The 20,984-nt window shown below is 46.5% G+C and carries 8 protein-coding genes; 6 read left to right on the top strand and 2 right to left on the bottom strand.

Annotated features, from left to right (window positions below):
* Positions 1-37: 37 nt before the first annotated feature.
* Positions 38-1,273, top strand: a complete 1,236-nt coding sequence (locus BN1546_RS25005; RefSeq protein ID WP_090739108.1) for an MFS transporter — start codon at positions 38-40, stop codon at positions 1,271-1,273.
* A gap of 11 nt (positions 1,274-1,284) precedes the next feature.
* Positions 1,285-2,769, top strand: coding sequence for a glycoside hydrolase family 32 protein (locus BN1546_RS25000; protein WP_090739107.1), 1,485 nt, complete (start codon positions 1,285-1,287; stop codon positions 2,767-2,769).
* Between the two features lie 249 nt (positions 2,770-3,018).
* Here BN1546_RS25000 and BN1546_RS24995 read toward each other — a convergent pair whose 3' ends face one another.
* Both BN1546_RS24995 and BN1546_RS28140 read right to left on the bottom strand, forming a co-directional pair.
* Positions 3,019-3,690: a substrate-binding domain-containing protein gene (locus tag BN1546_RS24995; RefSeq protein ID WP_255305549.1), complete on the bottom strand. Its 672-nt coding sequence runs from the start codon at positions 3,688-3,690 to the stop codon at positions 3,019-3,021.
* Positions 3,660-4,001: a LacI family DNA-binding transcriptional regulator gene (locus BN1546_RS28140; protein WP_255305548.1), complete on the bottom strand. Its 342-nt coding sequence runs from the start codon at positions 3,999-4,001 to the stop codon at positions 3,660-3,662. Before BN1546_RS28140 ends, BN1546_RS24995 begins: the two co-directional genes overlap by 31 nt.
* Before the next feature lie 353 nt (positions 4,002-4,354).
* Here BN1546_RS28140 and BN1546_RS24990 point away from each other — a divergent pair, with 353 nt between their 5' ends.
* The 4 genes from BN1546_RS24990 to BN1546_RS24975 all read left to right on the top strand — a co-directional run bounded on the left by BN1546_RS24990 (position 4,355) and on the right by BN1546_RS24975 (position 20,975).
* The gene (locus BN1546_RS24990) at positions 4,355-5,743 is read left to right on the top strand and encodes an MFS transporter (protein WP_013371222.1); all 1,389 of its coding nucleotides are present in this window, start codon (positions 4,355-4,357) and stop codon (positions 5,741-5,743) included.
* A gap of 527 nt (positions 5,744-6,270) precedes the next feature.
* On the top strand, positions 6,271-6,495 hold the full coding sequence (locus BN1546_RS24985) for a GNAT family acetyltransferase (protein ID WP_090739106.1): 225 nt from the start codon (positions 6,271-6,273) through the stop codon (positions 6,493-6,495).
* A 628-nt stretch (positions 6,496-7,123) separates the two neighbouring features.
* Positions 7,124-8,347, top strand: coding sequence for an ACP S-malonyltransferase (gene fabD / locus BN1546_RS24980; RefSeq protein WP_058710632.1), 1,224 nt, complete (start codon positions 7,124-7,126; stop codon positions 8,345-8,347).
* Positions 8,322-20,975 carry a non-ribosomal peptide synthetase/type I polyketide synthase gene (locus tag BN1546_RS24975; RefSeq protein WP_090739105.1) on the top strand — a complete coding sequence of 4,218 codons (12,654 nt, stop codon included), beginning with the start codon at positions 8,322-8,324 and terminating at the stop codon, positions 20,973-20,975. Before fabD ends, BN1546_RS24975 begins: the two co-directional genes overlap by 26 nt.
* Positions 20,976-20,984 lie beyond the last annotated feature (9 nt).

Here is a 20,984-nt window from a genome sequence, read left to right as displayed (position 1 = left end):
CATTTACATTAAATGTTCAACTAGAGGAGCGTTCGATATGAGAAAGTCAAAGAGCATGTACTGGAAACTAAGTGCCTATTTCTTCTTTTTTTTCTTTACTTGGTCAGCAAGTTATTCATTGTTCTCCATCTGGCTAGGGCAAGAAATCAGTCTGAATGGCGCTGAAACAGGTGTTATCTTTACTGTAAACGCTATCTTTGCGCTATGTATGCAACCGCTTTATGGCTATATATCTGATAAAATCGGATTGAAGAAGCATATTTTATTTCTAATCAGTTCTTTACTCTTATTTGTGGGTCCTTTCTATATCTTTATCTATGGACCGTTACTTCAATACAATGTATTTCTCGGCGCCATTGTAGGTGGATTATACTTGGGTATTGCTTTTTTGGCAGGGATTGGAGCCATCGAATCTTATGTCGAGAAAGTCAGCCGAAAATATGACTTTGAATACGGAAAATCTCGTATGTGGGGCTCACTAGGTTGGGCAGCAGCAACATTTTTCGCTGGTCAACTCTTCAATATCAACCCTAACATTAACTTCTGGATTGCATCAATATCTGCTGTCGTTCTGTTTATCATTATGATGACAATTAAAGTTGAAATGACAGATTCCGAGATGGAGCGAGCAGAATCCGTTAACTTTAAGCAAATCGGCCATTTGTTTGCAAATAAGCATTTGTGGTTCTTCATTTTATATGTTCTTGGTGTTACCTGTATTTACAATGTGTATGACCAGCAGTTCCCGAATTACTTTTCATCGACGTTCTCAACGGTTGCATTAGGCAATCAAGTTTACGGTTACTTAAATTCCCTACAAGTGTTCTTGGAAGCAGGCATGATGTTCTTAGCGCCTTTCATTGTCAACAAAATTGGAGCAAAAAAGGGTCTGATATTGGCAGGGTTCTTGATGGCGTTCCGGATCATGGGTTCAGGCTTAGTTATTGGACCTTATGGAATCTCAGCTATGAAATTGATTCACGCATTGGAACTGCCAATCATGCTGATCGCCGTATTTAAGTACTTGGCTGCTAATTTCGATACGCGTCTGTCTTCGATCCTATATCTGGTGGGATACCAGTTTACGAGTCAGGTAGGAGCTTCGATTTTCTCGCCAATCGCCGGTATGTCTTATGACATTAGAGGCTTTGCAAATACGTACGTAATTATGGGTGTTTTCGTATTCGCCTTTACAACCATCTCAATCTTTACCTTAAAGAAAGAACCGAAAAAGCTAGAACCCAAGCCTAACAAGCATATTAAAACAGCATAGGAGGAAGACAAATGAACAGCACATATATTAACAACACGAAGCAAGCTGAGGAAGCATTAAAACAAGCAGAAGCGAAAATGAACAAGCGATACCGATTAGGTTATCATATTATGGCACCGGCCAACTGGATTAACGACCCCAATGGGTTAATTCAATTCAAAGGTGAATATCACGCCTTCTATCAGCATCATCCTTATGATGAGAACTGGGGCCCAATGCATTGGGGCCACGTGAAGAGTAAAGACCTTGTACATTGGGAGCATTGTCCGATTGCATTAGCGCCTGGAGATGCGTGTGACCTTGATGGTTGCTTCTCAGGAAGCGCAGTAGATAATAACGGCGAACTGACATTGATCTATACTGGTCATCACTATATTGATCAACCAAGCAATATCTTTTTCCAAAATCAAAATGTGGCAGTAAGCACAGATGGCATTCATTTTACAAAACTAAGGCAGAATCCCGTAATCGCTGAACCTCCGACAGATAGCTCACAGCATTTCCGTGATCCGAAGGTATGGAAGCATGAGGATACATGGTACATGATCCTAGGTAACAGCACGAAAGAAGATCTGCCGCGTGTTATTCTATATACATCTCCTGATCTTAGAACTTGGACCTATCATGGTGTGCTTCTGCAGGGAGATAAGAATATGGGCTTCATGTGGGAGTGCCCTGATTTCTTTGAACTGAACGGTAAGCATATATTTATGTTCTCCCCACAAGGTATTGATGCACAAGGAGATAAGTACAATAACTTGTTCCAGACGGGATATTATGTTGGCGAATATAATTATGATAGTAATGAATATAAACATGGAGAGTTCATCGAGTTGGATAATGGTCATGACTTCTATGCGGTTCAAACTTTTCTAGATGATCAAGATCGCCGCATTGCGATTGGTTGGATGGATATGTGGGAATCGGATATGCCGACGAAAGCAGACGGCTGGTCCGGAGCGCTGACGATCCCACGTGTAATTACGTTGGGTGCCAATAATAAATTACTGATGAATCCAGTAGAGGAAATGAAGTTGCTTCGTCAAAGCGAACAGGTTTTGTACCAATATCGCGCTATTTCTGGAAGTTACTTAACGGAAGTTGAAGCGGATCTGCTTGAAGTGAAGGTCGTGTTCGACCTGACGAAGTCAAGTGCAGACCTGGTAGGCTTGAGACTTCGCGGAATAGGTGAGGAGGAAACGGTTATCACTTATTCTATCGCGGGTCAGAAACTTATGCTTGATTGTTCTAATTCGGGCAAAAAGACGGATGGAGTACGTCAAACAGCCTTAAGTGCAGAGGGGCAGCTGACGTTACATGTATATCTGGATCGCTCATCCATTGAAATATTTGCGAATGAAGGGCAAGCTACGATGACAAGTCGCATCTATCCGAGTGAAAAACTGCTAGGCATAGAACTCGTAGCGGAGCGCGGAGAGGCTCTAGTAAATGAGTTGACATACTGGAAATTGAAAGATATCTGGCAAGCTGAATAACTTGATGAAAAGGTTGCTTTCTGAGTCCTTGTAGTGACTTAGAAGGCAACCTTTTCGGCAATGGCGACTTTCCCCGGAAATGCCCACCTACATGATAGCCGACTAAACCGAGCCTGGTTTCTGCGTATCCTCAATCATACCCTTTTGGAAAAACACAAGAGAACGTTTCCATTATTCGGCGTCGGATTCGCTGAAAAGACCATCCCAACCGGTTAAGCACTTCCAGTAACCGCGTAGGAGCATCAAAGGTTAGGATACTCCATGTTTTGTAATGCTGTCCCGAATTTCTAACTGATGCGATATGGACCAGTGGACAGCTGCTAATTCTTCTCCTCTAATAAGCTTAATGAGATTGCGGGCGGCAACCATGCCCAGTTCGGATGCTGAATATCGGACAGTTGATAATTTAGGCCGGATTATTGTAGCCATATCAATGTCGTCAAATCCCAAGAAGGAGACCTGTTCAGGTATTTTCACACCATTTTCGGCCAGAAAGTTCATAGCACCTATGGCAATTCGGTCCGTTGCGCAGAACACCGCACTAGGCAATGGGCCTGAATGATAAAGTTTTCTCATAGAGTTTATGCCGTCTTCAACTGAAAAGCCGCTTTCCAACACACGTTCGGCACGTACTGGCAGGTGAGCGGTCTTCAATGCCTGTTCATAGCCCAAAAAACGCTGATTGCCCACTGAAATATCCCCCGCTGGTCCCTGCAGCATCGCTATATCTTGATGCCCCTGCTGAATTAGATAAGTTACCGCTTCAAAAGCAGCCGTTATGTTGTCAACATGCACGGAAGGAATGGATTGGTCTCGAAAATCCCGTCCGACAAGGATGCAGGGAATTCCCGCCGCTTCAATGAGCGCAAATAGCGCATCCCGGATTTCGCTTACCGATATAATAATTCCGCTCGCCTGCATTTCACGGAACATATTGTAATAGTGTATTTCAGAATCCTCGTCCCCCCTGACAAGGCGATTATGACATCGAAGCCGTATAGGTGCGCTACTTGATTGATGCCTTCAACCATGTCATCAAAGACGTTGTTTTTAATCGCGGGCAGAAGTACCCCAATCAGAGATGTATCATTCTTTACCAGTGTCCGTGCTATGGCATTTGGACGGAATTGAGTGGCTTCAAGGACATCCTGAACTCGTTTGCGTATTTCACTGTTCACCGTCTGGCTGTTATTGATTACTCTGGAAACCGTTGAAATGGAGACGTTGGCCATTCGAGCCACATCTTTTATAGTCATTTTCATTGTACACACCGACTTTCAAGCAAGTATTTATTTAGAAAAAGTTTCTCAAAGTGGATTGAATTAATTATATCAGTTTATTGAATTGTTTATTGAGTTTAACAAAGATTCCAGAGCAAAGAAAGCGCTTGACCTTGGTTTATAAGGAGAGTATAATCAACCCCGGAAAACGTTTTCTAGTATTTTCTGGACAAAAACAATTGTTTTTACCAATAATCAGCTGGATTCAAGGTATTTCAGCTTGTTTTTTTGATGATTAAGAAAACGTTTTCTTGATGGCATTGAATTGTAGAGAATAACAAGGGAAAAGGAGCATGAGCATGAGCATGAGAAGTTCGAGCGATATTGTTGTAATGGGAAATGAGACTTCAGTGCAAACCGGTTCAAATATTACGCTGAAAGAAAAAATTGGTTATGGATTCGGTGATTTTGCCAGCCAGTTGCTGTTTGCCGCCGCAATGACTTTTCTGTCCTATTTTTACACAGATGTAATCGGGATCAGCGCTGGTGTCATTGGTACTTTAATGCTAGTTGCACGCGTACTGGATGCGTTTATTGATGTCGCGATTGGGGCTTTGATTGATAAAACGAAGAGCAGACACGGAAAGGCCCGTCCTTGGTTACTGTGGATGTCCGGGCCATTTGCATTGTCTGGAATTCTTTTGTTCACGGTTCCAAGTGGAAATATGACGATCACTATTCTATACATTTACGTTACCTATCTGCTAATGAACTTTATCTATTCCAGCATTAACGTCCCTTATGGTGTGCTTAATTCCATGATAACGCAGGATTCTTACCAGCGTTCTCTGCTTAATATTTTTCGTATGAGTCTAGCGAATATTGGTGCCTTGCTAATTAATTATTTCACCCTCCCGTTAGTGAAGTCATTCGGCGGCGGTCAAAAAGGGTGGATTTACACCTTTATTATATTTGGCTTGCTCGGAACCTTTTTATTTCTCGTTACCTTCTTCAGTACCAAGGAAAGGGTTACTCCATCTGTTGTACAAAAGCCAATTCCGTTTGGACGCGCTTTTGGAGCGCTGATGCGTAATAAGTATTGGAAATTGATCCTTGGGTTTGCTGTGGTCTATTTTATAAATAACGCACTGGGCACAGGTATGAATATTTACTACGCACGTTATGTGTTAAAAGACGCCAATCTGATTGGAGTCCTCGGCATATCCTTACTGCTTCCTTCCCTGTTTGGTTATATGCTATTGCCCCCCGTCGTCAAGCGGATCGGTAAACGAAATTCCTCCATTATCGGAAGTATCCTCCTGATTGTCGGATCGCTTGTCATTGCCGTCAGCCCCACAAGTCTGATGGCGGTCTGTCTGGGACTCGTTATTAAAGCGCTTGGGCATGCCGCTATTCTCGGAACCTTCTTTGCTATGTTGGCAGATACCATTGAATATGGCGAATGGAAGACAGGGATGCGCACCGAAGGACTGGTGTACAGTGCAGGCAGTTTCGGCACAAAAGCGGGAGGCGGTTTGGGAGCGGCACTTATCGGTTGGGGACTGGCATTGGGAGGATATGCTGGTGGACAAGCTACAATCAGTACTACTGCGCTAGCGTCTATTCATTTCATGTTTATCTACGTTCCAATTATCTTGGCTATCCTGCAAATTTTATTGCTGGCATTTTACAATCTAGATAAATTATTTCCCGGTATTGTCAAAGAGCTTGAATTCTTAAAAAACGCTGAATAGCTACTTGTAAATGAGGTAGCCCATGAATGAATTCATCCTATTGTTGAAGTGACTAGCAGTAAGGCAGTTCAAGAGGGGCTGCTTTTTTCATAGAGGGGTATTCGGATTTTATTCATTTATAAAAGGACAGGGCAGCTGGTATTATCCCCTTCTAGTAGACAAGAGAGAAAAGACATCTGTTAAGATGGACTTAATCTTGTTGAACGGAGGGGATTTTTCATGGCTAAAAAGGGACAATCATTCCGGCAATACTCCTTAGATGTAAAGATGGAGGCAGTCCGGTTGGTGAACGAAGAACATATGAGTATTCGTGAAGTGACGAAACAATAATCGCTGCGGTTCGAACTGTGGGTATCCATAAAATTCGAAAATGGCTAAGGGAATTCCAAGTCATTTCCTGCAGCTGATCTAATAGGCGATAATCTCATTGTTATATAGATCTTTGATGGCAGATAGGTTTTAACTCCTCATCTCGTTCATCATATTTTACCTGAACATTCAGATAACTTAGTGCAGACAAACAGTATGTGACCTACGAAGCGTACGAAACGATCCGGCAGTTGGGAATCCAGTGGCCTGCCGCTCAGGCAGATGTTGCTCTCATTCGTCAGAACATTAAACACAATGATTGCTATGTGCTGGAAATTGACGGGGTCATTCAGGCTACTGTCACCCATCTGAGATATAAGACCCTTGATTTTATAACCGATTTGCCGTTTGTGATATGGTTCGCTGTAGACCCGGCTGACTGAAGTAGTTCCGATTACAGGGAACGGACGAAGCTAATTCATGTAACGGAAGGGGCTTAATGATCCGTGCCATGAACTGTTATTACAAACCATGCCTGATTTTTTAGACAAAAAAGGACATGGTTTGTGTGTATAATATACTTAACATTATATTGCCATACTTTAATTTACTTTTAGGCTTAATGTAACAAAAACATTCATGTCTCATCATTTTCTCTTATTAAAGGAATTGGATGGATATTGACATTTTTCGAGTCCATATTTAATATATAAATAAAATATTCCATATTTAACGCTTACTTATAGAAAAACACCCTGTATGACTCCAGTAATTTCACACCATTCATCTATGATGCTGAATTTTAGCTTTCAAGCCTGAAATTTCAGTATACTCCAAGGTTTTTACACTTCCAAGTCTACTCACACACCTGACTTTTGTTCACAATCACACCACGAACGGAACCCTATTACCAATTCACTTCCATATGTCGATTACTGTTTTTTGGCAATCTACTTCGTTGCTTTTTACTGCAGTTTTCTCTACATCTTAATGTCACCATACATATGTATACATACATGAAATGTAAAGATACCTTTGTTCTTCCATAATTTTTGTGGAAAGGGGTTTGATATGAATCGTATAGCTTTGGTTTTTCCTGGACAAGGATCTCAGTATGTAGGAATGGGGGCTACATGGCATAGCGGCTTTGCAGAAGCGGATTGCTTGTTCGAAGAGGCTGCTGATATTTTGGGATATGATCTGAAAGCTTTATGCATGGCAGGTCCGATGACCAAGCTATCCAGAACATTCTATACGCAGCCCGCACTTCTCACGATCAGTGTCATTGCATTTCGGCGTTATATGCATGAAATCGGAATTATCCCTGAATTTTCAGCTGGTCATAGCCTAGGTGAATATTCAGCGCTGGTAAGCAGCGGTGTTCTGTCCTTTGGAGACGCTTTACGATTAGTCCAAGAGCGGGGACGCTTTATGGAAGAAGCCGCAATGACAAAGCTGGGCAGCATGATTGCCATTCGCGGAGCTGAGCTGGGCGAAGTGGAAGAATGCTGTCGTTTGTACTCCACAGTCGATCAGCCTGCAGCCATTGCATGTTACAATTCACCTAGCCAAAACGTCGTTTCAGGTCATCATACCTCTGTCGCTTTGGCAGCTGGCGAGTTAGAACAGCGAGGAGCCCAAATTACGCGGTTGCAGGTCAGCGGCCCTTTTCATAGTCCGCTTATGCAGCCTGCTGCGGACAGACTGGCCGAAGAGCTGCAAAAGTACACTTTAAATGAAGCGAAGTGGCCCGTGATCTCCAATGTGACCGCTCAGCCATACCGCGATCTTGACAGCATACGTCAAGGATTGATTTTGCAAATGACTCACCCGGTTCGATGGATTCAAACCGTGCAATATATGATGAATCATGGCGTAAAACAAGGCATCGAGTTAGGTCCACGAACAGTGCTGAAAAATTTAGTGAGGGAAATAAGCCCTAATATCGAAGTGCTGTCCTTGGACAGAGACTTGGATCGCTTTGAACTGGGCCGCCGTTTCTCGATCCGTGATTGGATTGCCTGTTCCCTGTCACTAGCAGTGTCTACTCCCAACGCCAATTGGAATGAAGATGAGTATCGAAAGGGTGTTATTTTACCTGTGCGCAGACTGGAAAAATTACTGCGAAACTTGCAATCAGGCAGTAGTTCGCCTCCTGCTTCTGAGCAAAGACAGGAAATACTGGAGTGTATTTGCCTTGTGTTGCAAACCAAACAGGTCTCCGAAGGAGAGCGGAAAGCAATGCTAGAGCAATTGAGGAGGGATCAGGATGGAGCAGTTTCAAACCTTAGTTGAAATCATTCAGGACCGTGCAAGCCGGGATGAGAACGGAATCATTTTTATTTCCGGTGATAAACAAGAGGAATACGTATCCTACAGGAAACTTCTGGAGCAAGCATTACAGGTGCTTTATGAATTACAGGAACAAGGAGTAAAACCCGGCGATGAGCTGATCATACAGATCGACGACAACCATAACTTTTTGAATGTATTTTGGGGTTGCCTGATTGGTGGAATCGTTCCTGTACCTGTAAGCATAGGGAATAATGATGAGCATAAAATGAAATTGTTTAAAATCTGGAACACACTCTCCCGCCCATATATGGTTGCAGATGACAAGGTATTAGAGCAGCTTGAAAAATACGCGCAAGAGCACGAGCAGCTGGATTCCTTTGAGCCGGTTAAAAAAGCGACTTTTTCAAGCCATAGATTCGATTATTCCACTCAGAATAAAGGTGTAGTTCATGTATCCAAACCGGAGGAGCTAGCTTTTATCCAATTCTCCTCGGGTTCTACAGGCGATCCCAAAGGAGTCATGCTGACGCATGAAAATCTAGTTTACAATATCCGGGATATTGTAAATCAAACAGACATGAGCTCCAAGGATGCTTATTTGGGCTGGATGCCGCTTACGCATGACCTGGGATTGATCGCATTTCATTTAACCTGTGTGATTGCTAATGCCAAACAGCTGATTATGCCGACGGCACTTTTTATCAGGCGTCCGTCTTTGTGGCTGAAAAAAGTATCGGAGCATAAGGTTACTCAAATATGCTCTCCCAATTTTGGATATAAATTTTTTCTCGATCAGTATAAACCTGAAACAGCAGCTAACTGGGATTTGACGAGTGTTCGTATGATTTTAAATGGAGCTGAGCCAATATCTGTAGAGCTTTGTCATGTGTTTATGGATGCAATGAGTGTTCATGGTTTGAATAAAAATGCCATGTTACCCGTCTACGGGCTGGCAGAAGCGAGTGTAGGTGTTTCCTCTCCGCCTCTGGACAAAAACACTTTTATTCCCATTCATTTGAACCGGCACCAGTTACACGTTGGTGAGCCTGTAGAAGAAGTGGACAAGTCTGACAAGCGGTGTCTTACTTTTTTGGATTTGGGTTATCCATTGGCTAATACCTCTGTCCGTATTTGTGATGAACAAAATCAGGTGCTTGATGATGGGGTGATTGGATACACGCAAATCCGCGGCAAAAATGTTACATCCGGATATTATAACAATCCAGAAGCTACCGCAAAGGTTATAACGGAGGATGGCTGGCTTATCACTGGAGATTTAGGGTTTATGCGAAACGGACGCCTGACTATTACCGGTAGAGCCAAGGATATCATTTTTGTGAACGGACAGAATGTCTACCCACATGATATTGAGAGAATCGCCGAGGAACTGGATGGTGTGGAACTCGGAAAAGTAGCTGTGTGCGGTGTACATGATACGCAAACGAGGCAGGATCGTATTATAGCCTTTGTAATGCACGCAAAAAAAATAGAGCATTTTGTACCGCTTGCCCAAAAGCTGAAAAGCCATCTGAATTACCGGGGAGGCTGGCATATTCACAAGGTGGTTCCGATCCGGCGTATACCTAAAACAACCAGTGGAAAGGTTCAGCGCTTCAAATTAGCCCAGAGTTATGAGCAGGGCGAATTTGATGAAATATTGACAGCACTGGCCGAGGCTGTTCGGGTCACACAATCAGCTGAGCGTGCGGTCTTGCCTCAAGGAGAAGTAGAGAAGAAGCTGATTGGAATATGCCAGGATATTTTAAATATAAAGTCGATCGGGACAGACGACAGCTACTTTGATATCGGAGTAACTTCCTTGCAGCTTGTTCAAATTGTGGACCAATTGGAGGATCAATTAGGGATTCATATTGAGGTGACGGACTTCTTTTCCTATCCGACCATCGCCAAGCTGGCTGCGTATATCTCCAGTCAAAATCTAAGCGGAGATGCAACTGCAACAGCAGAGTCCAAAGCCAAGGAAGAAGCAAATGTCCGAGATATCGCCATCATCGGCATGTCAGGCAGGTTTCCTCAAGCGGAAACATTGGAGCAGTTTTGGGCGAATGTAGCATCAGGCGCTGATAATATCGGCCCGTACAGCGACGAAAGAAGAAAAGATGCCGAAGCTTTTCTTTCGCGTCTGAATACGGAAGGACGGAATATGCAAATTGCAGAAGGCGGTTATCTGGATGAAGTAGACAAGTTCGATTACTCCTTCTTTAAACTGACTCCAAGAGAGGCTTCGCTCATGGACCCGAACCAACGGTTATTTCTAGAAACAGCCTGGAGCACGATTGAGGATGCAGGGTATGGGGGAAAGCAACTAGCAGGCCAAAAGGTCGGCGTATATGTCGGCTTCTCCAAGACCAGCTTTGAATATGAGCGTTTGTTGTCCGAGGTAGAACCAGGCGCGCTGCCGAACTTTGCCATTGGTAATTTACCGTCCATTATTTCCAGCCGGATTGCATATTTGCTCGATCTGAAAGGTCCGGCAGTAACAATTGATACAGCATGCTCTTCTTCACTCGTGGCAGTGCATTTGGCCTGCAAGTCCATCCTCAATGGAGACTGCGACATGGCCTTGGCAGGTGGAGTGAAAACGATTTTGTTGCCGCTGAAAGCCGGTATTGGCATGGAATCCTCCGATGATCGGGCACGCGCCTTCGACGACCAGTCGGACGGAACAGGCTGGGGTGAAGGAGTTGGTGCTGTTTTCCTGAAACCGCTGCGCAAAGCGGAACAAGACGGCGACCACATTTTAGCCGTGATCAAGGGTAGCGCCATCAATCAGGACGGCAGCACGATTGGTATTTCCGCGCCTAATGCGCTGGCTCAGGCAGAAGTCATTTTGCAGGCGTGGCGCGATGCACGGACTGATCCTGAAACGATCAGCTATATCGAAGCTCATGGAACCGGAACCAAACTGGGCGATCCGGTTGAAATTGACGGCATTGCCAAGGCTTTCCGCAAGCATACACAGCGTAAGCAGTTTGCGGCGATCAGCACGGTCAAAACGAATATCGGTCATTTATACGAAGCCGCCGGGATTGCGGGCTTGATCAAATCCGTGCTGTCCATGAGGCACCAGCAAATTGCGCCGCTTGTTCATTTTCGCACACCAAACCAGAAGATTCATTTTGAGGAATCCCCGGTATATGCCAATACGAAGCTGAGGGAATGGAAGACGGACGGATTCCCGAGAAGAAGCGGGGTGAGTTCCTTTGGATTCAGTGGGACGAACTGCCATGTGGTGCTGGAGGAGTATATAGAGAAGACAAAACCAGATCCAAGTCCAACGGGCAGCAACAATAAATCATCACCGCTGCTGTTGACCCTGTCGGCGCGGAGTGAATCCGCTTTGCGCCAGTTGGTCGGACGGTACGCAGAACGGTTCGGGCGCGTGGAAGAGATCGTGATGGAGGATGTATGCTATACGGCTAACACAGGCAGAAGCCATCTGAATCACCGGATTGCTGTGACTGCTGCAGGAGCGGATGCGTTAAAAGCGAAGGTGCTTCAGTTGCATGAACAAGGCAGAGTCGTCGAAGGTGTATACACTGGAATAGCGGATAGCATAGGCAGCGCAGAGATGGTCACTGGAAGCTTGGACACGCTCCAATCCCTGGAGCAGCTGTCTGCCAAGTATGTGCAAGGAGCGCAGATCAATTGGAATGCCCTCTATGCAGGTAAGCGTTATAAAAAGGTTTCTCTGCCTATGTATCCATTCGAACGGAAAAGATGCTGGATTAACGTGCCTGAACAGGTTCGAGCGGAACAGAAAACGTCAGTTCATGAAAACTCAACAGTAAAGGAGTCTGGAATGATGGGGAACGAGTATTCATCGCCAGCATCTGCTGCCGATGATCAGCATAAATCATCTATACTTCTAAAGCTAGCGAAAATGATCGGTAACGTGTCCCAGCTCAGCCTGGAGGAACTGGAGCCGCAGACACATTTTCTCGAGCTTGGGTTGGATTCCATTAATTTGTCCCAGGTTCGCCACAGTATCAAGGATACCTTCGGACTAGACATTCCAATGAACGAATTTTTCGAATCGTTGACCACGCTGGAACGGTTGGCCAGCTACGTAGCCGAACGGGCGAGCATTTCTACTTCTGTTGAACTCCCGGGTCAGTCTATGGAAAATCGTCCAGAAGCAACGCTGAAACAGTTTCATCATGCAGCTTTTCCGTTAACCCAACCGACTCTTGAGTCCGCCGTTCCGGCTGGGCCCACACAGGCTCCAAGTTTTCCGATTGCTACAGCTCCTGCGGCTGTAGAGCGAATTGTGCAGCAACAGCTGCATCTGATGTCACAGCAGCTTGATATTCTCCGGCATCAGCCAGTTGCATCCGCAATAGCTTCCCAGCCATTAAGCCCGGAAACGAGCGTTTTTTCATCGGAAATTAGTGAAAGCACGCAGATCATCCATACTGAACCGAAGCAGAAAGTTGCGGCTGGATTAGCACCAGCTCCAGCTCCATCCGTAAAGGCTGCTTCCAAGCAGGCAGGTCATGAAGCCAAGCCGTATACGCCCTATAAAAAGCTGGATGTTAAAGCACGTGAATTGCTTTCACTCCGTCAGGAACAACACCTGCAAGAGCTGATAGAGCGCTACACGGCCCGTACGTGCAGCACCAAAAAATACACTCAGCAGTACCGTTCCGTATACGCAAATAACCGGAATGTGGCTGGCTTTCGGCCTGTTTTGAAGGAAATGGTGTACCAAATTGTAACCCAACGTGCAGACGGGGCTAAAATCTGGGATTTGGATGGCAATGAATATGTCGATTTGACGATGGGCTTTGGCGTAAATCTGTTCGGGCACAATCCGGCCTTTATTCGTGAAAAAATTGAGGAAGAGCTGAAGCACGGCATGTGTATCGGCCCCATGTCCAACATAGCCGGACAGGTGGCCGAACGAATATGCAAGATGACCGGGGTGAAACGAGTTGCCATGTATAATTCCGGCACCGAGGCCGTTATGGTCGCGCTCCGTTTGGCGCGTGCTGCCACAGGACGAGCTAAAGTCGTCATTTTTGCTGGCTCGTATCACGGTACATTCGACGGGGTGCTGGCGCTGGGGAGTGCAGGTGACAACAAGGAACATTCGACACCTCTAGCTCCAGGCATCTTGCAGCATATGGTAGACGATGTCGTCGTGCTTCCTTATGGGACGGACGATTCCCTGAATTATATTCGCACTCATGCGCATGAACTGGCCGCGGTCATGGTGGAGCCGGTGCAAAGCCGCCGACCTGATTTTCAGCCCAAAACTTTTTTACAGGAAATTCGCCAGATTACGGAACAGTCGGGCACTGCCTTCATTTTTGATGAAGTCATCACAGGCTTCCGAATTCAGCCTGGAGGGGCTCAAGCGTGGTTTGGAGTACATGCGGATCTCGTGACCTACGGTAAAATCATTGGCGGTGGGCTACCCATTGGGATCGTAGCCGGAAAAGCCGCCTTTATGAACGGGATTGACGGAGGCACATGGAGATTCGGGGACGATTCCTATCCACAGCATGAGCAGCAGCGAACCTTTGTCGCAGGAACCTTCTGCCATCATCCGCTGGCCATGGCTGCATCTTTAGCGGTGCTGGACCATTTGGAGAAAAATGGCGAGGAGCTGCAAAATCGCTTGAACAGCCGTACCTCGGCGTTAGCGGCGGAGCTAAACAGCTATTTCACTGACGAACACGTACCTATGAAGGTCGTTCACTTTGGCTCCCTATTTCGCTTTGTGCTCAAGGGCGATCTGGAGTTGTTCTTTTATCACATGCTGGACAAAGGCATCTATATTTGGGAAGGACGCAACTGCTTCTTGTCCACGGCCCATACCGAGGAAGATATAGCGAGAATCGTACAAGCTGTCAAGGATAGCGTGGACGAGCTGCGCAAAGGGGGCTTTTTACCGGACCCGCCCCCGAATGGGAACAGCCCGGGGCCGGGCAGACAGCCTGTAACGGTACCTGCAGAAGCTTCAGCAGCAGACACTGTTATTGCGTTAACGCCAGACCAAAAACAGCTTTGGTTCGCCTCTGTTTCAGAACGCAGTGATTCTCTATCTTTACACGAAACCGCCTTGTTGCGGTTTCGTGGTCCGCTTCAGCAGCAGGCGTTCAACGAGGCTGTCCAGACCATTGTAAACCGTCATGAAGCCTTACATATTTATATGAGCGGAGATGGAGAAACTCAGGTGATCGCTCCTGAGATGAAAGTGGAAGTCCCGCTCTATGATTTTACCACTCACCATCCCGATGAACAGGAGCAGCATCTCCGGGCATGGATGATCAAGAACAGCGAAACCCCGTTTAACATGATACCAGGTGAGCCGCTATTCCGGATTCACCTACTAAAAATATCAGATGAGGAGCATCTGAGTGTCTTTACGTTCCATCACTTTATCGCGGATGGTTGGTCAATCGGTGTATTTATTGAGGAACTGGAACACATCTATTCTGCGCTTGTCCGGCATGCTGACTACAACCTTCCTGAACCGATACCTTTTCGGAATTATGTGGTTTGGCAGCAGGACCAGTTGAAAGCAGGAAAGGAAGAGGCCCTGGCTTTTTGGTCGGCGATGCTGGAAAAACAGCAGCCTGTCCTCCAGCTGCCATCTCCAGTGAGGGGAGTGCAGATTCTGTCCTCTAGAGGAAGCAGACATACCCTAATTCTTGAGACGCCGCTTGTTAAACAATTGAGGTCTGCTAGCATAAAGCTTGGCAGCAGTCTTTTTATAACGCTGTTATCCGCCTTTCAGATTTTTCTGCATCGCCTGACAGGGCAGCGGGAAATAACGGTGGGGGTTCCCACCGCAGGACAATCCCATATGGACGCATTCTCTTTGATCGGCAACTGTGTCAACCTGCTTCCGGTCATCAGCGAAGTGCGTCCTGATTCTACTTTTATGGAGCATGCTCACACGGTCAAAAAGCGCATGAATGAACTGGAAAGCTATCAAAAGTACAGCTTTGCCGGACTCGCTCAGCTGGGGCTAAAACATTTACCTATCATAAAGGCTGTATTCAATATGGATCGACCGATTCCGCGTTTTCAATTCCATAAACTGGAGACGGAGCTCGTTGAACATGAGGTATCATTCAGCAAATATGAGTTGTTTTTGAACGTGACAGAGACGCAGAAGCAATTACGTCTTGATTTTGACTATAATGCAGATCTTTTTCAGCCAAACATAATCTTGGCCTGGTCAGGATATTTCCTGAATCTGCTGCATTCCCTTGTAGAGGAAGAAGGGGCTCGCGTTTCCGCGCTGACGTTACTCCGTGCGTCGGAGACCGAAAAACTTCGAGCAGCATGGGCAGCGAATACCGATGCCAATGGAAACTATCTTTGCGCCCTTGATGCGTACAAGCATTTGGCGCCTGTCGGGACAGCAGGGGAGGCGTATCAAGCCTCAGCAGCAGGTCTGTTGGGAACGACCCAGGAATGGGTTTATGTGGAGAACGATGGTAAGCTGCGGCATATCGGAAATTTGAATCGGGTCATCCATATTCGCGGGCATCAGGTTAATCTGGAGCAGTTGGAGAAACACCTGCTGCAGGTTCTCCAATTGGAGTCCTGCGTCATTACACCGCAAACGGACGAAACTGGAATCGTCTCATATATAAGCGCCTATGTGGTCGCAAACGCATCGAAGCCTTGGGAAGCAGACGCATTAAAAAAGGCTGTAATTGAAATGCTTCCAGATTATACGCAGCCCCGTTTTTGGATTCTGATGGATCATATTCCTCTTCTGCCGAATGGCCAGCCTGATCTACAGGCTTTGCCAGCACCGGGACAAGCAGGCGTATTCGCTAAAACAGGCATCGCTTCAGAGAACCGAGGTATGGAAGATCAACTTGTGGACATTTGGAAGGACGTTCTGAATGTAACGGATATCAGCCATGACGATAACTTTTTTCAACTGGGCGGTGATTCGCTAAAAGCGACGGTGATTCTGTCGAGAGTCGGTAAGGAATTGGGGGCACACATTCCGCTTAGCCGCATTTTTGAGCTGCAAACGATTGCTGATCTGACTGCATATATTGCGGGTGGGAGCAAGAGGGCCTACGAACCGATTGTAGCTGTGAACAGACAAGCCTTTTATCCGGTATCTTTTGCCCAAAAGAGAATGTACGTGCTTGAACAGCTAGGAGCCGGAATGGCCTATCATGTCCCTGGCCAGCTTTTCATAGAGGGAGCTCTGGAGGTTCCCCGCTTCATTGAAGCCGTTAAGGAAGTTATTTCTCGTCATGAATCTTTTCGGACATACTTCGATCTGGAAGACGGGGAAGTGGTGCAAAAAGTTCGGGACACCATTCCATTCGATATCCCGCATACCCGTATTTCCAAGGAAGAAGCAAAACAGGCCAGGACCTTGTTTGTTCAGCCTTTTCAGCTGGGAACAGCTCCTTTATTCCGCGCCGAACTGCTCGAATTTATCGAAGGTGGCTTCAATCTGCTCGTGGATATACATCATATCGTGTCTGATGGTTTTTCCATGGCTGTACTGCTTAATGAAATCATTCAACGGTACCAGGGTAGACAACTTGCGAACATTCAGCTTCATTATAAAGACTTTGTTGCTTGGCAGAAGCAGCAAATAACTGATGAGGCATGGAAAGCGCATGAATCATATTGGCTTCAGAACTTGAATGGGGAGCTTCCTATTCTAAATATGCCAACAGACTTTCCACGTCCGCAAGTACAAAGCTTTGAAGGTGACAGCTTGACCGTCACATTGGAATCCAAACTAGCGAGCAGACTCTATAAATTGGCCCAGGATACAAAGTCCACGATCTTTATGGTGCTTTTGGCGGTTTATAATGTCCTGCTGGGCAAATATGCGGGTCAAGAGGACATCATCGTAGGTACACCTGTTGCCGGAAGACGGCATGTAGACACGCAAGCGATGATTGGCATGTTCGTCAATACGCTGGTGCTTCGTAACCAGCCGCAATCTTCTTTAACGTTCCAATCCTTTTTGCAGGAGGTTAAGCAAAACTTGCTGCTGGCACTGGAGCATCAGGAATACCCGTTTGATAAGCTTGTAGACAAGCTGGAACTGGTACGCGATGTAAGTCGAAATCCGATATTCGATACGATGTTCAGTTTGCAAAATGTCGGCACAGATATTGTGGAAGCAGGAGGTATTCGTTTTAAACCGGAGGAATTCAACGCGGGCATATCCAAGGTGGATTTTTCATTGCATGTGACCGAAGAAAAAGAACGATTGTTCTTCACTTTAGAATATGGCACAAAGCTGTTTAAACCGGAGACCGTCCGGCGGCTGGCAGAGCATTTTGTACGAATTTTGGAAAAAGTAACGCAGGATGCAGGGATGCGGTTGGCCGATATTACGATTATTTCAGATGAGGAGAAGCAATTACAGCTAACCGTATTTAATCGTACCGTCGTACCTTTCCCGTTTAATGAGACAGTACACGGGCAGTTTGAAAAGCAGGTTGAACAGACGCCGAGTCATACAGCATTGGTGTTCGGAGATCAGCGTCTGACCTACCGGGAGTTGAATGAACGTGCTAACTCACTGGCACGGGTGCTTCAAGCGAATGGTGTAGGACCCGATAAGCTAGTCGGTTTGATGGCGCCGCGTTCAGCGGAAATGATGATCGGCTTGCTTGCCGTGCTAAAAGCAGGTGGTGCTTATGTGCCTATCGACCCTGAATATCCGTCAGCCCGTATCGAATATATGCTGAGTGACAGTGAGGCTGCCGTACTCCTGACCAGCCACGATCTGGCAGGAGAACACCATTATAACGCCAACATCCTGTTTATTGAAGATGAGGAATTATATCAAGGAGAAAAGACCAATCTGGAAGTTACGACTCAGCCGGAGCATTTAGCCTACGTTATCTACACCTCTGGCTCAACCGGAAATCCGAAAGGAGTGATGCTCCAGCATCGCTCGGTGCTGAATTTTATCACTGGGATGCGTGAAGTGATTGACTTTGCAGCGAATAAAACGATTTTATCGCTAACTACCATATCGTTTGACATTTTCGTTTTGGAAACGATTCTGCCCCTGTTGGGCGGCATGACCGTCGTGCTGGGCGATCGTCATCATCAGGTCGATCCTCAGACACTTGGCGAATTGATTACTACACTCCACGTTGACATGCTGCAAATGACACCATCCCGGCTGCAATTGCTGCTGGGCCATGAGGAAGCTTTCCGTGCGCTGCAAGGTGTGCAGGAGATTATGGTCGGGGGAGAAGCGCTTCCGTCTAGGCTGCTGGAAGCATTGCAGAAATTGAACGGTCCCCGCATTTATAACATGTATGGACCTACGGAAACAACAGTTTGGTCGGCAGTGCAGGAACTTACCCATGCCAAACAGATCGACATTGGGCGTCCTATCGCGAATACGCAAATGTATGTCATAGATGCGCAGGATAGATTACAACCCATCGGCATACCGGGCGAGCTATGCATTGCAGGGGAAGGGCTAGCCCGCGGCTATTGGAACCGCGAGGAGTTGACGGCGGAAAAATTTGTGGTTAATCCATTCTCCACAGGCACACGAATGTACAGAACGGGTGACCTGGCTCGCTGGAAAGCAGACGGGAACCTGGAGTTTATCGGCCGAATCGATCATCAGGTAAAAGTACGCGGATTCCGGATTGAGCTGGGCGAGGTTGAACATGCCTTGATGAGCCATTCTGCAATTCAGGAGGCTATTGTCACTGTCAATGAAAGCCAAAATCATGAATCCGTACTATGTGCCTACATTGTACTGAATACAGAAGAAGCACCTAGCTTGACGGCCATTCATGAACATGCTGCCAAACTGCTCCCCTATTACTCGGTTCCGTCTCACTTCGTTTTTCTGGACCAGATACCGTTGACACCGAACGGCAAAACTGATCGAAAAGCATTGCCAGAGCCTGAAGAGCTATCCCGGCCGGGTGTGGTCTATGCAGCGCCACGAAATGATGTGGAAGAGGCTTTGGCCGCCGTATGGCAAGATGTTTTGGGACGCGATCAGGTAGGCATTCAGGATAACTTCTTCCTGCTCGGAGGCGACTCTGTTAAAGCCGTTCAAGTCATCGCGCGTATGCGTCTTCACGGGTATTCGCTGGATATCCGGCACGTATTGGAGCATCCGTCCATTGAAATCCTGAGCGGCTATGTAGAAGCACTGGCCCTTCCGATTGAGCAAAGCCCAGTAGATGGGGAGGCGCTACTGACACCGATACAACGACATCTAATCCATTGGTTCGAACGGTGTTCAGCATCCGAGGCACTTCCTGCTGCAGCGTCAGTACTGCTGTTAGCAAAGTCGGGCTTTGAAGAGCCGCCCTTGCGTGCCGCATTGAAGAAAATTGTAGAGCACCACGATGCTCTGCGCCTTGGCTTATTACAAGAGGCTGACGGATCAGTTGTGCAAACTCACAAAGAGTTGAATGAGGAGCTAATCACTTTGGAGGTGCTGTCGCTAACGGGAACGGAAAGCGAAGCACGCAGCCAATTGGCAGCTGAATGTCAACGTCTTCAAAGCAGCCTGCGGCTGTTTGAAGGACCGCGAGTTCGAGCAGTGCTTTTCCGAATGGGTAGCGGTGATCATCTTTTCCTTGCTATAGACCCGCTAGTGGCTGACGCCATTTCATGGAATATTTTGCTGGAAGATCTGGCAACAGGCTACAGGCAAGCGCTGGACAAGGAAACGATTGTCTTACCGTACAAAACGAACGCTTACCAAACGTGGGCAGAGCATCTAGAGCATTATGCGAATAGCAAAGAGCTGGTCAAGGAGCAGGATTATTGGAACAAGATAGAGGTCTCTGAGTGGGGGACGCTTCCCAAAGACCATGGAGTCATTACGGATTCTGGATCGGAGAGACCGACACACCAGCTCCACCTGCAATTATCACCAGACGAAACCCGGCAACTGATGACACAAGTTAATTATGCCTACAACACCGTGCCAGATGAAGTGCTGCTGTCCGTACTAGGTCAGACAGTATCCGAATGGTCAGGACTAGAACGAATTGCGCTCTGCGTGGAAAAGCCGGTCCGAAAGCCGGGAGAACAGAGTTCGCTGGATTTCTCTAGAACGGTGGGGCAGTTTACGTCCGTGTATCCAGTTGTACTGGACATCAAATCTGCAGATGATATTTCGATGCTGCTCAAACGTGTGAAGGAGACCATTCGACAGGTTCCCAACCAGGGGCTGGGCTACGGTGTATTAAAATATCTGACCAAGGTCAGTAATCAAACGAATTCCAGCATTTCTCGTTATCCGGAAATCGGGTTCCGTTACATAGACTCCGTGGACCCGGAAACGGTATATTTTTCAACATCGCCGCTGGAAGCTGAGGTGGCATCAGGTTCCCAGGCTGCAAATAGCGCTTCACTTTATGCTCTCTTATTAAGCAGCCGAATGGAAGATGGAAAATTAAACATCCGACTAACCTATGACCGAAATGCATACGAAGAGTGCACGATCAAGCAGCTTCTCTCTCGCTTTAAAACTCACCTGTTAAATGCCATCCGTCATTGCCTGGATCACTCCGGTCAGGAACTGACACCAACAGACGTAGGCGCGGATGATCTGGACCTGGAAGAGTTTGAAGAGATGAAGCACTTCTATGAAAGCCTATAATATTCGGCC

The organism is Paenibacillus sp. Mc5Re-14, from assembly GCF_001049835.1.
In the GTDB taxonomy this organism is placed as follows: domain Bacteria; phylum Bacillota; class Bacilli; order Paenibacillales; family Paenibacillaceae; genus Paenibacillus; species Paenibacillus polymyxa_C.
This window is presented reverse-complemented; position numbering and strand designations above follow the sequence as displayed.